The sequence below is a fragment of the Pseudomonas sp. MYb2 genome (assembly GCF_002979955.1).
In the GTDB taxonomy this organism is placed as follows: domain Bacteria; phylum Pseudomonadota; class Gammaproteobacteria; order Pseudomonadales; family Pseudomonadaceae; genus Aquipseudomonas.
The window spans coordinates 151705-167474 of sequence record NZ_PCQC01000007.1 but is presented as its reverse complement, the minus strand read 5'-3'; the positions used below and the strand labels follow the sequence as shown (position 1 = coordinate 167474).

Annotated in this window: 17 protein-coding genes; 12 read left to right on the top strand and 5 right to left on the bottom strand. The window is 58.5% G+C overall.

Annotated elements, in window-relative coordinates; genetic code table 11:
* The first annotated feature begins 19 nt into the window (after positions 1-19).
* Both CQ009_RS14320 and CQ009_RS14315 read left to right on the top strand, forming a co-directional pair.
* A complete protein-coding gene (locus CQ009_RS14320) occupies positions 20-652 on the top strand; it encodes a glutathione S-transferase family protein (RefSeq protein WP_064391806.1) in 633 nt (210 codons plus the stop codon).
* On the top strand, positions 649-1596 hold the full coding sequence (locus tag CQ009_RS14315; RefSeq protein WP_105707033.1) for a Nudix family hydrolase: 948 nt from the start codon (positions 649-651) through the stop codon (positions 1594-1596). The genes CQ009_RS14320 and CQ009_RS14315 overlap by 4 nt, the downstream gene beginning before the upstream one ends.
* A gap of 120 nt (positions 1597-1716) precedes the next feature.
* On the opposite strand, the gene CQ009_RS14310 is transcribed toward CQ009_RS14315, so the two are convergent.
* From CQ009_RS14310 to CQ009_RS14300, 3 genes are read right to left on the bottom strand one after another with little or no spacing between them, the layout of a single operon-like run.
* Complete coding sequence (locus CQ009_RS14310; RefSeq protein WP_105707030.1) at positions 1717-2301, bottom strand: cob(I)yrinic acid a,c-diamide adenosyltransferase; 585 nt, start codon at positions 2299-2301, stop codon at positions 1717-1719.
* A gap of 3 nt (positions 2302-2304) precedes the next feature.
* A complete protein-coding gene (locus tag CQ009_RS14305) occupies positions 2305-4341 on the bottom strand; it encodes a PAS domain-containing sensor histidine kinase (RefSeq protein WP_105707026.1) in 2037 nt (678 codons plus the stop codon).
* 45 nt (positions 4342-4386) lie between these two features.
* The gene (locus CQ009_RS14300; protein ID WP_105707023.1) at positions 4387-5304 is read right to left on the bottom strand and encodes a putative 2-dehydropantoate 2-reductase; all 918 of its coding nucleotides are present in this window, start codon (positions 5302-5304) and stop codon (positions 4387-4389) included.
* Positions 5305-5444: 140 nt separating this feature from the next.
* Here CQ009_RS14300 and CQ009_RS14295 point away from each other — a divergent pair, with 140 nt between their 5' ends.
* Together CQ009_RS14295 and CQ009_RS14290 are read left to right on the top strand one after the other, a co-directional pair.
* Positions 5445-5930 carry a YajQ family cyclic di-GMP-binding protein gene (locus CQ009_RS14295; protein WP_064391796.1) on the top strand — a complete coding sequence of 162 codons (486 nt, stop codon included), beginning with the start codon at positions 5445-5447 and terminating at the stop codon, positions 5928-5930.
* A gap of 138 nt (positions 5931-6068) precedes the next feature.
* Positions 6069-6911 carry a mechanosensitive ion channel family protein gene (locus CQ009_RS14290; RefSeq protein WP_064391795.1) on the top strand — a complete coding sequence of 281 codons (843 nt, stop codon included), beginning with the start codon at positions 6069-6071 and terminating at the stop codon, positions 6909-6911.
* Positions 6912-7029: 118 nt separating this feature from the next.
* Here the strand turns inward: CQ009_RS14290 and CQ009_RS14285 are convergent, their stop codons facing one another.
* Positions 7030-8379: an OprD family porin gene (locus CQ009_RS14285; protein ID WP_064391793.1), complete on the bottom strand. Its 1350-nt coding sequence runs from the start codon at positions 8377-8379 to the stop codon at positions 7030-7032.
* A gap of 898 nt (positions 8380-9277) precedes the next feature.
* Between CQ009_RS14285 and CQ009_RS14280 the strand changes: the two genes are divergently transcribed.
* Both CQ009_RS14280 and CQ009_RS14275 read left to right on the top strand, forming a co-directional pair.
* Positions 9278-9703, top strand: coding sequence for an HIT domain-containing protein (locus CQ009_RS14280; RefSeq protein WP_064391792.1), 426 nt, complete (start codon positions 9278-9280; stop codon positions 9701-9703).
* Between the two features lie 3 nt (positions 9704-9706).
* Positions 9707-9913, top strand: coding sequence for a SlyX family protein (locus CQ009_RS14275; protein ID WP_064391789.1), 207 nt, complete (start codon positions 9707-9709; stop codon positions 9911-9913).
* 66 nt (positions 9914-9979) lie between these two features.
* Here CQ009_RS14275 and CQ009_RS30325 read toward each other — a convergent pair whose 3' ends face one another.
* Entirely contained in the window at positions 9980-10582 is a 603-nt protein-coding gene (locus tag CQ009_RS30325) for a cold-shock protein (protein ID WP_064391787.1), read from the bottom strand.
* Positions 10583-10894: 312 nt separating this feature from the next.
* Here CQ009_RS30325 and CQ009_RS14265 point away from each other — a divergent pair, with 312 nt between their 5' ends.
* The 6 genes from CQ009_RS14265 to ruvC all read left to right on the top strand — a co-directional run bounded on the left by CQ009_RS14265 (position 10895) and on the right by ruvC (position 15677).
* Complete coding sequence (locus CQ009_RS14265; RefSeq protein ID WP_053123088.1) at positions 10895-11365, top strand: Dps family protein; 471 nt, start codon at positions 10895-10897, stop codon at positions 11363-11365.
* Between the two features lie 188 nt (positions 11366-11553).
* Positions 11554-11889: a ribbon-helix-helix domain-containing protein gene (locus CQ009_RS14260; RefSeq protein WP_064391785.1), complete on the top strand. Its 336-nt coding sequence runs from the start codon at positions 11554-11556 to the stop codon at positions 11887-11889.
* 129 nt (positions 11890-12018) lie between these two features.
* Positions 12019-12240: an FmdB family zinc ribbon protein gene (locus CQ009_RS14255; protein ID WP_007912741.1), complete on the top strand. Its 222-nt coding sequence runs from the start codon at positions 12019-12021 to the stop codon at positions 12238-12240.
* A 100-nt stretch (positions 12241-12340) separates the two neighbouring features.
* Positions 12341-14116, top strand: coding sequence for an aspartate--tRNA ligase (gene aspS / locus CQ009_RS14250; protein ID WP_064391781.1), 1776 nt, complete (start codon positions 12341-12343; stop codon positions 14114-14116).
* Between the two features lie 128 nt (positions 14117-14244).
* Entirely contained in the window at positions 14245-14991 is a 747-nt protein-coding gene (locus tag CQ009_RS14245; protein WP_016983823.1) for a YebC/PmpR family DNA-binding transcriptional regulator, read from the top strand.
* Positions 14992-15149: 158 nt separating this feature from the next.
* Entirely contained in the window at positions 15150-15677 is a 528-nt protein-coding gene (ruvC, locus tag CQ009_RS14240; protein ID WP_025112787.1) for a crossover junction endodeoxyribonuclease RuvC, read from the top strand.
* Positions 15678-15770: the final 93 nt, after the last annotated feature.

The following is a 15770-nucleotide window of genomic DNA, read 5'->3' as shown; positions in this document are numbered from 1 at the left end:
TGATGAAAGGCACCCAACCATGTCCCTGCACCTGATCATCGGCGACAAACTGCTTTCCTCCTGGTCCCTGCGCGCCGCCCTGGCGCTTGAGCTGACCGGCGCACCCTACAGCGAAGAACTGATCAAGCTCGGCAAGCCCGACACCCGCGAACTGCTGCTCAAGCATTCGCCGACCGCCAAAGTCCCGCTGCTGCAAACAGCGCGTGGCACCATTGCCGACTCACTGGCCATTGCCGAGTACCTCGCCGAGACATTCCCGTCCGAGCAACTCTGGCCGACGGATATTTTCGCCCGCGCTCAGGCCCGATCCGCCTGCGCCCAAATGCACAGCGGCTTCTTCGCCATGCGCAATCACATGCCATTCAACCTCAACCATGACGCGCCGCTGAACCCGGTGCCACCAGAAGTGAAGGTCGACATCGAACGCATGCTCGCGCTGTGGGCCGAGTGCCGCGCCGCCGCCACCGAGAGCGGACCTTATCTGTTTGGCCGCGTCAGTCTGGCCGATGCCTTCTTCGCGCCGATTGCCGTGCGCCTGCGCACCTATCAGGTGCAACTGCCGGCCGCCGACGAAGCCTATGTTGAAGCCGTCTACCAATGGCCCGCCTTCAAGGCGTGGCAGAAGGCCGGACTGGAGGAATTGAATCCGTGAAACGTGTACACGTCGCCGCCGCCGTCATCCGTGACGACAGCGGCAAAATCCTCATCGCCCGCCGCGCCGACTCACAGCATCAAGGTGGGTTGTGGGAGTTTCCCGGCGGCAAGGTCGAGGTGGATGAGACAGTTGAAAGCGCGCTGGCCCGTGAGCTGCACGAGGAGTTGGGCATCGTCGTTGTTGCTGCCCGGCCGTTGATCAAGGTGCGTCACGACTACCCCGACAAGCAGGTGCTGCTGGATGTCTGGGAAGTCTCGGCATTCACCGGCGAACCTCACGGTGCCGAAGGTCAGCCATTGGCCTGGGTCGCGGCGAAGGAGTTGGTGAGCTACGAGTTTCCGGCGGCCAACCAGCCGATCGTAGCGGCGGCGCGTTTGCCGGCTGAATACCTGATCACCCCGGAAGACCTGGAAACCCCGGCGTTACTGCGCGGTATCCAGAAGGCGATTGCCGGTGGGATCAAGTTGATTCAGCTGCGCGCGCCAAATGGCTATGACCCCAAGTATCGCGATTTGGCGGTCGATGCGGCCGGCCTGTGTGCGGGCAAGGCGCAGTTGATGATCAAGGGGCCGTTCGAATGGCTTGGCGATTTCCCGTCGGCCGGTTGGCACATCACCGCTGCGCAATTGCGTAAGTACGCGGCGGCGGGGCGTCCGTTGCCGGCGGAGCGCTGGTTGGCGGCGTCGTGTCACAACGCTGAAGAGTTGGCGCTGGCCGAGCAGATGGGTGTGGACTTTGTGACCTTGTCACCGGTGCAGCCGACGCTGACTCACCCGGATGCGCAGCCGTTGGGCTGGGATCAGGCTGCGGCGTTGATCGAGGGATTTGGAAAGCCGGTGTTTCTGTTGGGTGGTGTAGGCCCGGTGGAGCGCGAAAAAGCCTGGGGCGTTGGTGCACAGGGTGTGGCGGGGATTCGCGCGTTCTGGCCTGATTCTCTGTAAAGGCAGCAGGCCTCATCGCTGGCAAGCCAGCTCCCACAAGGTTTTGTGTCGTTCACAAATGTTGTGTACAACTCGAAACCTGTGGGAGCTGGCTTGCCAGCGATGGCGGCCGGTCAGGCGCTACATCTCTGTCGGTTTTGGGGCCGGTTGCCAGAGAATCTCCGCAATCCCCTGCCGCCGCGCAATCAACCGCGCCGCCACAAACAACAAATCCGACAACCGATTGATATACGCCAGCCCGACCCCGGCCAATGGCTCGATCGCATTCAAGTGCTGACACCGCCGCTCGGCACTCCTCGCCAGGCTGCGACATACATGCGCCTGTGCAATCAGCATCGATCCACCCGGCAAAATGAAATTCTCCAGCGGCCCCAGCTCTTCATTCCAGACATCGATCGCTGCCTCCAGCCGTTCGATTTCCGCCGCGTTCAACGCCTGATACTCCGGCATCGCCAGCTCGCCACCGAGATCGAACAGCCGATGCTGACAAGGCGTAAGCACCTCGATCAATTCGTTCAGCCCTGGAAACGCCTCCCGCTCGGCAATCAATCCTGCCAGCAGCACGCCGACCTGACTGTTCAGTGTATCGACCTCGCCAATTGCCTCGATGCGCGGGTGATCCTTTGGCACGCGACGGCCGTCGCCCAGGCCGGTTTCGCCTTTGTCGCCAGTGCGGGTGTAGATCTTCGACAAGCGAAAGCCCATGGGTTACCTCGGTAGTTGACTGGTTTCGGCGCCGATGGCTGCAGGCGGCGTCAACGGCAGACGCAAGGTGAAGCAGGTGCCCTGACCGGGCGCGGACTGCACTTCCATCTGGCCTTTGTGATTGTTGGTGATGATGAAGTACGACACCGACAAGCCAAGTCCGGTGCCCTGACCAATTTCCTTGGTGGTGAAGAACGGCTCGAAGGTGCGTTTGCGCACGTTCTCGCTCATGCCGATGCCATTGTCTTCGACTTGAATTTCAGCCCACGGCGGATTGAGTCGAGTGCGCAGAATGATCCGCCCCGGCTCGCTGTCGTCTTCGCGCTGGTGAATCGCCTGCGCAGCGTTTTTCAGAAGGTTGAGCAGCACCTGTTCCAGTTCGTTGGCCGTGCCCGGAACCGGGCCGAGTGCCGGGTCGAACTGGCGAATGATCGCCTGCCCCTTGAAGTCGAAACCGATGGCCAGATCGAAGTCGTTGCCAGCGATCTCTACCGCTTGATCGATCAGCGCCGGCAGATCGCACGGCGCCATCTGGCGGGTGCTGCGGCGACTGAAACTGAGCATGTGCGTGACGATTTTCGCCGCCCGTGCGCCGGCCTGCTGAATGCCGTCGAGCAGTTGCGGTACTTCGCGGCCTTGCAGATAACGGTTGACCGTTTCGATTTCAATACCGAGTTGCTCAGCGGTTTCGAGGTTCTTCGGCAGGTCGGCCGACAGCCGCCGGCGAATGTTTTGCACGTTATGCAAGATTGCGCCCAGCGGGTTGTTGATCTCGTGGGCCATACCGGCGGCGAGCCCACCGACCGAGAGCATTTTCTCCGACTGCACCATCATTTCCTCCAGCGACAGGCGCTGGGTAATGTCGTCGATGCGGATAACCACACCGCGTCCGGCACCGCCCATCAGCGGATAAAACGTCAGCGCATAATGCTTGGGCTCATCGTCCTTGAACCATGTTACCCGCTCGATCTTCGCCACAGTGTGCTGTTCGACGGTCTGCTTGAGCTGTGGCAAAAACGGCTTCAACGGTTCGAAGGCGAGGAAAATCGGCTGGTTCAGCGCCTCGTCCAGTCGCGTGCCCGAGAGAGCGCTGGCTTCCTGGTTCCATTGGGTGACGTAGAGCTGCTCGTCGAGGGCGATCAGCGCCGAAGGCATCGAGTCGATAATGCTGTTGAGGTAGTTCTGAAAGCCGGTGAGTTTCTTCTCGATCTTGCTGCGCACCTGGACCTCCAGCTCCAGTTTGCGATTGGTGTGACGCGTTTCCTCGGCCAGTCCCTGTGCCTGATCATAAGCCGCTTGCGAGTCGTCGCGGGCGCGCTTGAGCTGTTGCTCGCGGGCTTCGATGCGCGAGAGCATGGTGTTGAACGCCTCGGCGAGGCTGCCGATTTCGTCGTGGTTGCCGCGCGAGGCGCGTAGGGCGTAGTTCTCTTCGCGGGTGACCTGACGCGAGAGTTCTTCCAGTTGATGGATCGGCCGGGTGATCAGGCGTTTGATCTGGCGGGCAATCACCAGCCACAACAGCACGCTGAAGATCAGGATGCCGAGACTGGCGGTCAGGGTGCCGGTGTAGAACGCCATCGGCAGTTCGCTGCTCGCCACCAACAGCAGATGGCCGGGCGCGGTGCCGGGGCGGGGCAGGGTGATCAACTGGTTGCTGCGAAACTCGGTGAGTTGCCAGGCTTCGATGTGCCGATAGCGTTCCGGCAATTTGAGTTTGTCGCCGCGCTGCACCTGCGCGAGGCGTTCGCCTTTGCCGTCATATATCGCAGCGGCGCGTAATGGCGAATAGCTGTCGAGCTCCTTGAGCAGACGTTCGGCGCTCTCCGGCGATTGCAGGGACTCGCTGACCAGGCTCGGGTTGGCGATCAGTCGGCCGATGGTCTGCAACGCCTGCGGCGCCATGCTCTCCTGAGAGATGTAGTAGGCGGCGCTGATAAAGGTCAGGTTGGCGACCAGCAAAACCGTGGTCAACAACACCAGCAGGGCGGCCAGCAGTTTCTGGCCGACCGGCAGGTTTTCGAGGCGCTGGCGCAATGGCATCAGGTTTATCGCAGCAAAGGAACAAGTGGCCAGCGTAGCCGCTGCTCAGTCGCTGGGCAATCCAAGGCTGTGCAGATGCGCGACCAGTCGCTGCTGCATTTGCTTGAGGTGCGGCAGATTCAATTGATGGCGGATGGCAACTTTGCAGGCGTGGCCCAATAGATAGCTGATTTCGGTGCGGCGCTGGTTGGCGACGTCCTGATACATCGACGAGTAATTGGCCGCCGTCGCCTGAATCACCCGTTCGACTTCTTGCTGCAGGTTCTCAGCGGCAGCGGGTTGGCCGCAGCGCTGCAACAACTCGGCGAGTTCGGCGCACAGCGTGGCGACTTCGCAGTGATGATCCTGCAAACCACCGTTGCGGCAGTGGTGCAGCACGGTCAGTGGATTGATCGCGCAGTTGAGCGCCAGTTTGCGCCACAACCGCGTGAGGATATCGGTACTCCACTCGTGGGGAATGTTCGCGGCTTGCAGATCCTCCAGCCAGATCGGCGCGACCGGATGAGTGACATCACCCAGCCAAGTGAAGCCGTGGCCGGCAAACACTACACGCCAGTCGCCATCGCGAAAGGCGCCTTCGGTGCTGGAAGCGCTGATGCAGCGAGCCTGGGGTATCAGGGTGGCGACGGCGTCCTGACTGCCGAGGCCGTTTTGCAGCAGGATCAGATCGGCATCCTCTGTCAGGCGTGGGGCGAGGCGGGCAACAGCGCTTTCGGCGTCATAGGCTTTGCAGGCGACCAGCAAGCGCCGAATCGCCGAGGGGCTGTCCGGCGTTTCGCCCGGCACTGCATAGGTACTGGCCTGGCCTTGTTCAACCAGGGTCAAGCCGCCGGCGGCTTCATAGCTGCGCAGGCGCTCGGTGTTCCGCAGGATCAGTCGGACCGGCAAGCCGGCACGGGCCAGGCGTGTAGCCCACAGCGTGCCGAGACTGCCGGCGCCGAGAATGTGCCAGGTGGTCGACATCAGTTTTTTGCTCGATTGCGTACAGGCATGTGCGGCTCGCCGTGTTCGTAGGAAAAGACCCGTTATAATGAGCCCGATTTTAACCGCAAGCCAAGCGCGCTCCATCCACATCGAGCGCGCCTTTTTATTGGAGAGATTACATGCCGTCGTTCGACGTGGTATCCGAACTGGACAAACACGAACTCACCAACGCGGTCGAGAACGCCGTGAAGGAACTCGATCGTCGTTATGACCTGAAAGGCAAAGGCAGCTTCGAGTTCAAGGAAAAGGACCTGACCGTGAGCCTGACCGCTGAAGCCGGGTTCCAGCTCGAAGCGATGATCGAAATCCTCAAGCTGGCGCTGGTCAAGCGCAAGATCGACGTGCAGTGCCTTGAGGTCAAGGACGCTTACGCTTCGGGCAAGCTGATGAAGCAGGATGCCCTGCTCAAGGAAGGCATCGACAAAGAGCTGGCGAAGAAGATCGTCGGCCACATCAAGGACGCCAAGCTCAAGGTCCAGGCTGCCATTCAAGGCGAGCAGGTTCGTGTGACCGGCAAGAAGCGTGATGACCTGCAGGAAGCCATCGCTGCACTGCGTGCCAAGGAATTCGGCATGCCGCTACAGTTCAACAACTTCCGCGACTAAGCTTTCCGGTCGGGGGAACCTCTCGGCGTTTTCAGCGTCCGAGGCCCAAGCAGCGGCAGAAACGATTGAGCCCAGCAGGTTCGGTCTTTCTGCCGTTTATTTTTTAAGCCCGGGTAGCCGGAAATCAGGAGATAGAACATGGATTTGAATGCTGAGGTGGACAACCTGGTCAAGGCGTCCCAGGCGTGGATCCCGATGATCATGGAGTATGGCAGTCGTGTGCTGCTGGCGGTGATTACCCTGGCCATCGGTTGGTGGCTGATCAACAAGGTCACACAGAAACTCGGTGGTCTGTTGGCCCTGCGCAATGCCGATCTGGCGCTGCAAGGCTTCATCAGCAGCCTGGCCAACATCATTCTCAAAGTGCTGCTGATTGTCAGCGTTGCTTCGATGATCGGTGTCGAGACCACCTCCTTTGTGGCTGCCATCGGTGCTGCCGGTCTGGCCATCGGTCTGGCATTGCAGGGCAGCCTGGCGAACTTCGCTGGCGGCGTGTTGATTCTGCTGTTCCGTCCATTCCGTATCGGTGACTGGATCGAAGCGCAAGGCGTGTCGGGTACGGTCGACAGCATCCAGATTTTCCACACCGTGCTGCGTACTGGCGACAACAAGACCATCATCGTGCCTAACGGTAATCTGTCGAACGGCATCATCACCAACACCAATCGTCAGCCGACCCGTAAGGTCGTGTTCGATGTCGGTGTCGATTACGAAGCCGATCTGCAGAAGGCCCGTCAGGTTCTGCTGGATCTGGCCAAGGATGATCGCGTATTGCAGGATCCGGCACCCCAGGCCGTCATTTCGACTTTGGGCGACAGCTCGATCACTGTTTCCCTGCGTGTGTGGGTTAAAACCGCAGACTATTGGGATGTAATGTTCATGTTTAACGAACAGTCGCGTGATCGTTTAAAGACTGCCGGTATTGATATTCCTTTTCCACAGCGCGTGATTCGCGTGGTGCAGGAGTCGGCAACACAATGATAGGTTGCTAATTAATTGCCTGACTTATCGGTCAGGCAGTTAATTGAAGTCACAGGCAATAAAAAAGGCCCATCCGAAGATGGGCCTTTTTTTATGCTTCCAAACTAACCACTGACAATTACAAGATGTTCAGTGGGTATTCGGTGATCAGGCGGAACTCTTTGACGTCGCCTTCGCCCTGGTCGGCGTTGGCAGTGTGCCAGGCCTGACGAATGCGGAAGGACAGATCTTTCGCCGGGCCAGACTGCACAACATATTTGGCTTCGAAGTTGGTTTCGTGGTGTTTGCCATCTTCACCGTACAGGCCGGCGTAAGCGCTGCCAGCCGGGGTGTTGGTACCGTCGATGTCCCAACCTTTAACGTAACGAACCATGAAGCTCAGGCCTGGAACGCCGTACTCGGCCATTTTCAGGTCGTAACGGGCTTGCACGGATTTCTCGCCAGGACCGTTGAAGTCAGAGTACTGGATGGAGTTGGCGAGGAAGATCGAGTCGCCACCACGGTTGTTTTTACCCACACCGATGTAGTCGAACGGGGTGTCGCCGTTGACCTTCTGGAAACCCAGGGTGAAGGTATGAGCCTTCAGGAACGACAGTGCAGTTGCCAGGGAGAAGGTCGTGTTGCTGATGTCACCTGCCTCCTTGTCACCGGTGTCGGTGGTGCGGTAGATGTTGAAATCAGTGTTCAGCGAGGTGTCGCCACCGAACGGGGTGGTCAGGTTCACGTTCGCGTAGTACTGGTTCCAGATATCTTCCAGCTTGGCACCGTAGAGCGATGCGCTCAGGTTTTCGGTGATGCCGTACTTGCCGCCGAAGTAATCGATCGTGTTGGCTTCCACGCCCGCATAGTTGGCGTACAGGCCGCCATCACGTGCGTTTTTGTCCTGGCTGGAGCCGGAGTAGAAGTGACCGGCTTCGAGGTCAAGGTCTTTGACTTCGCTGCTCTGCAACTGGAAGCCAGTGGCGGTTTGCGGCAGGATGCGGGAACCGCCTACAGCGAACACTGGAGAAGTGCTTGGCTGCATGTCGCCGAATTTCAGTTCGGTTTTGGAAACGCGGAATTTGATCGACGCGCCGGCTTTGCCCTGGCTGTCGTTAACGTCGCGGGCACCGTTGTTCGGGTTAACGGTGTCGCTACGGCTCATGTTGCCTGAACCGGAAGTACCATCACCGCCATCCAGTTTCAAGGCCAGGTAACCGTATGCATCGATACCTACGCCAACAGTACCTTGGGTGTAACCGGAGGTGAAGTTACCGAGGAAGCCCTGAGTCCAGTCTTTCTGGTCGTTGCCGCCGTTCTTGTTGTCGCGGTTGAAGTAATAGTTCTTCAACGTCTCGGTGAGTGTCGCGTCCTCAACAAAGCCTTTGGCTTCTGCCTGGTCACTTACAAACGGGGCGGCCGTAGCCAACTGAGAACTGGCGGCTGCAGCAACTGCCAGTGCGATCATGCTCCACTTCATCACGCGCATCGTGATTTGCTCCTTTGGTTTTAGAAGAGTACTGCCGTCCCACCTGTTTTATTATCTGGGCGGCTCTTTCTTTTTGTGTCGGCGCAAACTTATATCACGCCGACAATGTTGGCGATACTTGCTATTCCAACCTTTCAGCTTCTTTACGACGTTGTCGCAAATGGCGTGGTGGATGTCGCAAATTCACAGTACCGACGCAGCCGGACTGACAACTTTCTCGCTGTTTATGGGCCTTTTTGCATCGGTAAAAAAGAGTCCCTGGCAAAACACTTGAATCTCCATCGGGCAACCCTGCCACTGTTCTTATGGGGCTTAAGGCATCCACTTCCAGTGGTGCGCTTATAGTCCATATGGGTACGAATGCAACAAGCGTGCACAAACCGCATTTCTGTTGCGGTTATTTTTTCGATCACTCGCCTGTGCCTGTAAAAGCCTCATGAATACTGGGCGCCAAGCCCCTTTTTATCAGGGCTTGACGCCATTCTTGCTATGGTGTTGCCGCGCCGAAGATCGCGCGTGACAACCAAAAACGTTACCGGTTCACCCCGTCAGTGAGTATTCGGCGGATGCCCGACGCAGTGAGCGTAGACGCGCTGTGCGGTTTTGGTGCAAAAAATTTTACAGCTGTCCAGTATTCATACACTTCGCGCGGGGCGCTAAAAAGAACGCGAGCCGCAATATCGGTCATTTCTTCAGTTTTTCAGCCAGTGCCGGTTCCGTAGTGGTGCGCTCGGCAGATAAATGCCATATCTCGGGGCGTCGACAGTACAAGGGTATCGGCACTGGCAATCGTGAAGGCTGCTTGATTCGCAGGTATGCTGCCGTCCTGTCGCTTGGTGCGCCGCCGAAAGGATGGCCCGCTAAGCTGAATAATGAAGATCAGCCGGGAGTGCGCGCAGTGTTTGCTTTAGATCCACGACTTCAACAGGACACCCTGGTCATCGGCGATTTCCCGCTCAGTCGCCTGCTGCTGTCTAACGATGCCAACTATCCTTGGTTCATCCTGGTGCCTCGTCGCGACGATATCAGCGAGTTGTTTCAGTTGGATGTCGTCGACCAGCAACAACTGTGGCAGGAAACCACTGCGCTGGCCGAGTTGCTCAAGGATTTGTTCGATGCTGACAAAATGAATGTCGCGACCCTGGGTAATGTCGTCAGTCAGTTGCACATGCATGTGATCGTGCGCAAACGCGAAGACGCGGCCTGGCCTGCGCCGGTGTGGGGCAAAGTAGCGGCCAAGCCGTACAGTGACGAGCAGGTCGCCGCGATTCGCGAACGGTTGCGTGCGGTCCTGACCGAGCATTTCACCTTTGTGGAGGGCTGAGTCATGAGTCTGGAAGATCGCGTGACCGATCTGGAAAGCCGTCTGGCGTTTCAGGATGACACCATTCAGGCATTGAACGACGTGCTGGTCGCCCAGCAGCGCGTGGTCGAGCGCCTGCAGTTGCAGATGGCAGCGTTGCTCAAGCGCCAGGAAGAGATGGTCGGCCAGTTCGGCTCTTTCGAGGAAGATGCACCGCCGCCGCATTACTGAGTCTTTTCTTCAGGCATAAAAAAACCGCGAACAGCCAGGCTGCTCGCGGTTTTTTTAAGCCTGGAATCAGCGACGCGGCAATGCGGCGATCACGTCCTCGGCTTGCAGGCCTTTGTCCCGGTTCATCACCGAGAACTCAACGCGCTGGCCTTCGACCAGAACGCGATGGCCCTCGCCACGGATCGCACGAAAGTGCACGAAAATATCATCGCCGGAATCCCGGGAGATAAAGCCGAAGCCTTTGGAGGTGTTGAACCACTTGACGGTACCGGTATCGCGGTTGGTCATGTCATAGCTGGTTGGCGCGGTAGCCGGTGACGAACGATAAAAGCTGACAGCCAGGTGCAGGATGACGGCGACCAGAGCGATGACCAGGCTGAACAGCACGGCTGGCTGGCCGGCGATGACAGGCATTGGAGCGATCAGGGTCAAGGTTTGCAGGACGACAGTCAGCACCAGAAGTGCGCTGACCAGATTTTGCAGATGCTGGCGCGGGCCTTTGTTCCAGTAAGGAATCACTGGAGCGATGACCAGGTTCAGCAGGCCGAAAAAGGCCAGGTAAAGTGCATCGGGTTGTTGCAGGTAGGGAACGGCTTCGGATTTCAAGCTGGGTATGAACGACAGCAGCAATGCCGCTGCGCCCATTAGCAGGTGGACGATTTTCAACATTTTGATTGGCTCACGTTATGACGGCTCACAAGGAAGAGCTGAAGGTGGACGGTTCGCTTCGGAACAAAAATAAGAGGCGGTAGACACGTACACGGCATCAGCCTATGCGCAACGCCCCGGAAAATGGGGCATGGCGACACACTGCCTATTTAACAGCAAAGCCTGCGGCTACTCAAATCAGCCCGGCCAGTGGCATCGATGCGGTCGATTTGTCGCAGTGTGCAGAGCCGATCAGGGCTGCGGGGCGGTGTCAGGCTTGCTAGAGTGGGGTGGCACCTGCTGGATAAATTCAATCGCCGTTAGGGGGTAAGCATGGCAATCGATATCGGTATCAGTGAAGAAGACCGCAAGTCCATCGTCGAAGGGCTGTCCCGTCTGCTGTCGGACACCTATGTGCTGTATCTGAAAACCCATAACTTCCACTGGAACGTCACCGGTCCGATGTTTCGTACGCTGCACCTGATGTTCGAAGAGCAATACAACGAATTGGCACTGGCCGTGGACTCGATCGCCGAACGTATTCGGGCCTTGGGGTTTCCGGCGCCGGGCGCTTATGCGACCTATGCGCGTCTTTCTTCTATCAAGGAGGAGGAGGGTGTGCCGAGTGCCGAAGACATGATCAAACAACTGGTTGCCGGTCAGGAAGCGGTGACGCGTACCGCGCGCGGTATCTTTCCGTTGCTGGACAAAGTCAGCGACGAACCCACCGCCGACCTGCTGACCCAGCGCATGCAGGTGCACGAGAAGACCGCGTGGATGCTGCGAGCACTGCTGGAAGGGTGATCAGCGCGAGGCGCGGGTGTTTGTGGAGGGCCAATACCCGCGTGCTTCCGAAGTCTTACTTTTGATGTCGGCTTATCCTACGCAGATGGGCAAATAGTCATCTGGATATAACTTTGCGTCTGCGCTTTTATGAGGGCACAGGATGTTGTCTTTATAAATAGCAGCGATGACAAGGGAGTGTCAGCGATATGGTCGATGGAGACAGGCAAACCGAATGCTTCGGTTCACGGCAAGAGGGAAAGGTCGATCCGCTGGTCAGCGAGTTCGACATTGCATTGATTCAGCCATTGTCCAGGTCTGTGCGCCTGAATGGTTTTGCCACTTGCCTGAGGCTCGAGCAGGTCTACTGGAACATCCTTGGGCGCATGGCCGAGGATTGCGGTTGTTCGATCAGTACGTTGCTGTCCCATGTGGATCGGCAAGTGCACTTGCGCCACGGTGGGGTAAAAAACTTCAGCGGTCTGGTACGGGTGGTCTGCGTGATGAATGGCCTCAAGGAAGTCCCGCAGGCCATTACGCTCTGACGGGCAGTTGAAATGACGTCGCGGCTTGTGCTGTCTTCCGGCTGCACAGGCCGCATTTAATGGATATAATCCCGCTCTTTCGCCGCAAAGCCCTGCACGCGGTGGCAATCTGATCGCCGAGACACCCCCATGCCGATGTACGATTACCAATGTGCTTCCTGTGGTCATCAGTTGGAAGCCATTCAAAAGATCAGCGAGGCACCGCTGGTCGACTGCCCTGCCTGCCAGGCACCAGAGCTCAAGAAACAGCTGTCCATGCCTGGCTTTCGCCTCAGTGGCGGTGGTTGGTACGAGACCGATTTCAAGACCGGCGCCAAGAAGAATCTGGCCGGTGGCGACAAATCTGACTAGGGTTCAAACCCAGGTTGAACGAACACGCGTGAGATTCCGGGTCGCTTCTGAGCGCCGGGATCTCCACCGAATATCGAATGACGAGAAGCGAACCATTATCATGATGCGCAGCCACTATTGCGGCCAACTGAACGAAAGCCTGGAAGGCCAGGAAATTACCCTTTGCGGATGGGTTCACCGTCGCCGCGACCACGGCGGGGTGATTTTCCTCGATATCCGTGATCGTGACGGTCTGGCCCAAGTGGTATTCGATCCGGATCGCGCCGAGAGCTTCGCCGCCGCCGATCGCGTGCGCAGCGAATACGTCGTGAAGATCACCGGCAAGGTACGTCTGCGTCCGGCCGGTGCGACCAACGCCAACATGGCATCCGGCATGATCGAAGTGCTGGGTTACGAACTGGAAGTGCTGAACGAGTCGGAAACCCCGCCGTTCCCGCTGAACGAGTTCTCCGACGTCGGCGAAGAAACCCGTCTGCGCTATCGCTTCCTCGACCTGCGTCGTCCGGAAATGGCCGAGAAGCTGCGTCTGCGTTCGCGCATGACCACCAGCATCCGTCGCTTCCTCGACGAGAACGGCTTCCTCGATGTCGAAACGCCGATCCTGACCCGTGCCACCCCTGAAGGTGCGCGTGACTATCTGGTGCCGAGCCGTACTCACGCCGGTTCGTTCTTCGCCCTGCCGCAATCGCCGCAGCTGTTCAAGCAACTGCTGATGGTCGCCGGTTTCGACCGTTACTACCAGATCGCCAAGTGCTTCCGCGACGAAGACCTGCGCGCCGACCGTCAGCCGGAATTCACCCAGATCGACATCGAGACCAGCTTCCTCGATGAAAAAGAGATCATGGGCCTGACCGAAGAAATGATCCGCAACCTGTTCAAGGAAGTGCTGGGTCTGGAATTCGGCGATTTCCCGCACATGACCTTCGAAGAAGCCATGCGCCGTTACGGTTCCGACAAGCCAGACCTGCGTAACCCGCTGGAACTGGTCGACGTTGCCGATCAGCTCAAAGAAGTCGATTTCAAAGTCTTCAGCGGCCCGGCCAACGATCCGAAATGCCGTATCGCCGCACTGCGCGTTCCAGGCGGGGCGAGCATGCCGCGCAAGCAGATCGACGACTACACCAAGTTCGTCGGCATCTACGGTGCCAAGGGCCTGGCATACATCAAGGTCAACGAGCGTGCAGCCGGTGTTGAAGGTCTGCAATCGCCGATCGTGAAGAACATTCCGCTGGAAAACCTCAACGCCATCCTCGATCGCGTGGGTGCAGTCGACGGTGACATCGTGTTCTTCGGCGCCGACAAGGCCAAGATCGTCAGCGAAGCCTTGGGCGCACTGCGCATCAAGCTCGGTCACGACCTCAAGCTGCTGACCTGCGAGTGGGCGCCAATGTGGGTCGTCGACTTCCCGATGTTCGAAGAAAACGACGACGGCAGCTTCTCCGCGCTGCACCACCCGTTCACCGCACCGAAGTGCACGCCGCAAGAGCTTGAAGCCAACCCGGCTGGCGCTCTGTCCCGCGCGTACGACATGGTGCTGAACGGCACCGAACTGGGTGGTGGTTCGATCCGTATTCACCGCAAAGAGATGCAACAGTCGGTATTCCGTCTGCTGGGCATCAACGAAGCGGAACAGGAAGAGAAGTTCGGCTTCCTGCTCGACGCCCTCAAGTACGGTGCACCGCCACACGGTGGTCTGGCCTTCGGTCTGGATCGTCTGGTGATGCTGATGACCGGCGCCCAGTCGATCCGTGAAGTGATCGCTTTCCCGAAAACCCAGAGTGCTGCCGACGTGATGACGCAAGCGCCGGGTGTGGTGGATGCCAAGGCACTGCGCGAATTGCACATTCGTTTGCGCGAAACGCCAAAGGCTGAGTAAGACGGGCCTGAAGGCGCATCTTCGGATGCGCCTTTTTTCTATCTATAGAGAGCAGGTCGAGATTTTTTGTGTGCTGGCCGCTGCATGAGCAGGGCGGGCAACGTTTCAAAGAGAATTCGGAGCGAGTTATGGCAGGTCATTCCAAGTGGGCGAACATCAAGCACCGCAAAGAACGTCAGGATGCCAAAAGAGGCAAGATCTTCACCAAGTGGATCCGTGAACTGACTGTTGCGGCCCGTCAGGGCGGCGGTGATCCGGGCTCCAATCCGCGTCTGCGTCTGGCGCTGGATAAAGCGCTGAGCGCGAACATGAGCCGTGACATCATCGACCGCGCCGTGGCGCGCGGCGCCGGTGCGACCGAAGCGGACAACGTTGAAGAGTTGACTTACGAAGGCTACGGCCCGGGCGGTGTAGCGGTGTTGGTCGAGTGCATGACCGACAACCGCAACCGCACCGCCGCAGCCGTGCGTCACGCGTTCAGCAAGTGCGGTGGCAACCTCGGCACCGACGGTTCGGTGGCATACCTCTTCGAGCGCAAAGGCCAGATCAGCTTCGCGCCGGGCGTTGATGAAGACGCGCTGACCGAAGCGGCGCTGGAAGCCGATGCCGATGACGTGGTCGCTCACGAAGACGGTTCGATCGACGTGTTCACCTCGTTCACCAGTTTCTATGCGGTGCGTAACGCGCTGGAAGCAGCCGGGTTCAAGGGCGATGACGCGGAAATCGTCATGCAGCCGACCACCAGCGCCGAGCTGGATCTGGAAGGCGCGGAGAAGGTGCTCAAGCTGATCGACATGCTTGAGGATCTGGATGACGTGCAGAACGTCTACTCCAACGCGGATATTCCGGAAGACGTGGCCGCTCAGCTCGGTTAAGAGCGGCTACGATTCAATGTGGGAGCGAGCCTGCTCGCGAAGGCGGATTTTCAGGCAACATCGTTGCCGTTGATGAAACCGCTTTCGCGAGCAGGCTCGCTCCCACATTTGTTATGGGTTGATTTGAAAATCGTGCTTTTACCGAATCTGCAGGCGTTATGACTTTAATTCTTGGTATCGACCCCGGTTCGCGTATCACCGGTTACGGGATTGTTCGCGATACCGGGCGTGGTGGCTGCATTTATGTCGCTTCGGGCTGCATCCGCACCGGCGCGGGCGAATTGCACGAGCGTCTGCAAATCGTCTATCGCGGCGTACGCGAGATCATCCAGACCTACGGCCCGGTGACGATGGGCATCGAAAAGGTGTTCATGGCGAAAAACGCCGATTCGGCGCTGAAACTCGGGCAGGCTCGCGGTGCAGCGATTGTCGCTGGCGCTGAAGAATGCCTGGAGATCGCCGAGTACACGGCCACTCAGGTCAAACAGGCGGTTGTTGGCACAGGCGCCGCCAATAAAGAACAAGTGCAGATGATGGTCATGCACATGCTCAAGCTGACCGCCAAACCGCAAATCGATGCCTCGGATGCATTGGCCATCGCCATTTGCCATGCGCATACCCGCTCCAGTCTGCTGCCGCACGGCTTGGGAGCGGCACGCAGTCGTGGCGGGCGCCTGCGTCTCTGATAGCATCAGCATCAATTTTCCTGAAAGCGGATGTTTGCGCCTGGGTCGTCGGCCCGACAATCTGCCTTTCGACAGTCGCCAGCCCATGGCTGG

Bases quoted from the DNA above. Each gene is read 5' to 3' on its own strand.
- CQ009_RS14320 (WP_064391806.1), top strand. From the start codon at position 20: ATGTCCCTGCACCTGATCATCGGCGACAAACTGCTTTCCTCCTGGTCC.
- CQ009_RS14310 (WP_105707030.1), bottom strand. From the start codon at position 2,301: ATGGGCTTTCGCTTGTCGAAGATCTACACCCGCACTGGCGACAAAGGC.
- CQ009_RS14305 (WP_105707026.1), bottom strand. From the start codon at position 4,341: ATGCCATTGCGCCAGCGCCTCGAAAACCTGCCGGTCGGCCAGAAACTG.
- CQ009_RS14300 (WP_105707023.1), bottom strand. From the start codon at position 5,304: ATGTCGACCACCTGGCACATTCTCGGCGCCGGCAGTCTCGGCACGCTG.
- CQ009_RS14295 (WP_064391796.1), top strand. From the start codon at position 5,445: ATGCCGTCGTTCGACGTGGTATCCGAACTGGACAAACACGAACTCACC.
- CQ009_RS14290 (WP_064391795.1), top strand. From the start codon at position 6,069: ATGGATTTGAATGCTGAGGTGGACAACCTGGTCAAGGCGTCCCAGGCG.
- CQ009_RS14285 (WP_064391793.1), bottom strand. From the start codon at position 8,379: ATGCGCGTGATGAAGTGGAGCATGATCGCACTGGCAGTTGCTGCAGCC.
- CQ009_RS14275 (WP_064391789.1), top strand. From the start codon at position 9,707: ATGAGTCTGGAAGATCGCGTGACCGATCTGGAAAGCCGTCTGGCGTTT.
- CQ009_RS30325 (WP_064391787.1), bottom strand. From the start codon at position 10,582: ATGTTGAAAATCGTCCACCTGCTAATGGGCGCAGCGGCATTGCTGCTG.
- CQ009_RS14265 (WP_053123088.1), top strand. From the start codon at position 10,895: ATGGCAATCGATATCGGTATCAGTGAAGAAGACCGCAAGTCCATCGTC.
- CQ009_RS14260 (WP_064391785.1), top strand. From the start codon at position 11,554: ATGGTCGATGGAGACAGGCAAACCGAATGCTTCGGTTCACGGCAAGAG.
- CQ009_RS14255 (WP_007912741.1), top strand. From the start codon at position 12,019: ATGCCGATGTACGATTACCAATGTGCTTCCTGTGGTCATCAGTTGGAA.
- aspS (WP_064391781.1), top strand. From the start codon at position 12,341: ATGATGCGCAGCCACTATTGCGGCCAACTGAACGAAAGCCTGGAAGGC.
- CQ009_RS14245 (WP_016983823.1), top strand. From the start codon at position 14,245: ATGGCAGGTCATTCCAAGTGGGCGAACATCAAGCACCGCAAAGAACGT.
- ruvC (WP_025112787.1), top strand. From the start codon at position 15,150: ATGACTTTAATTCTTGGTATCGACCCCGGTTCGCGTATCACCGGTTAC.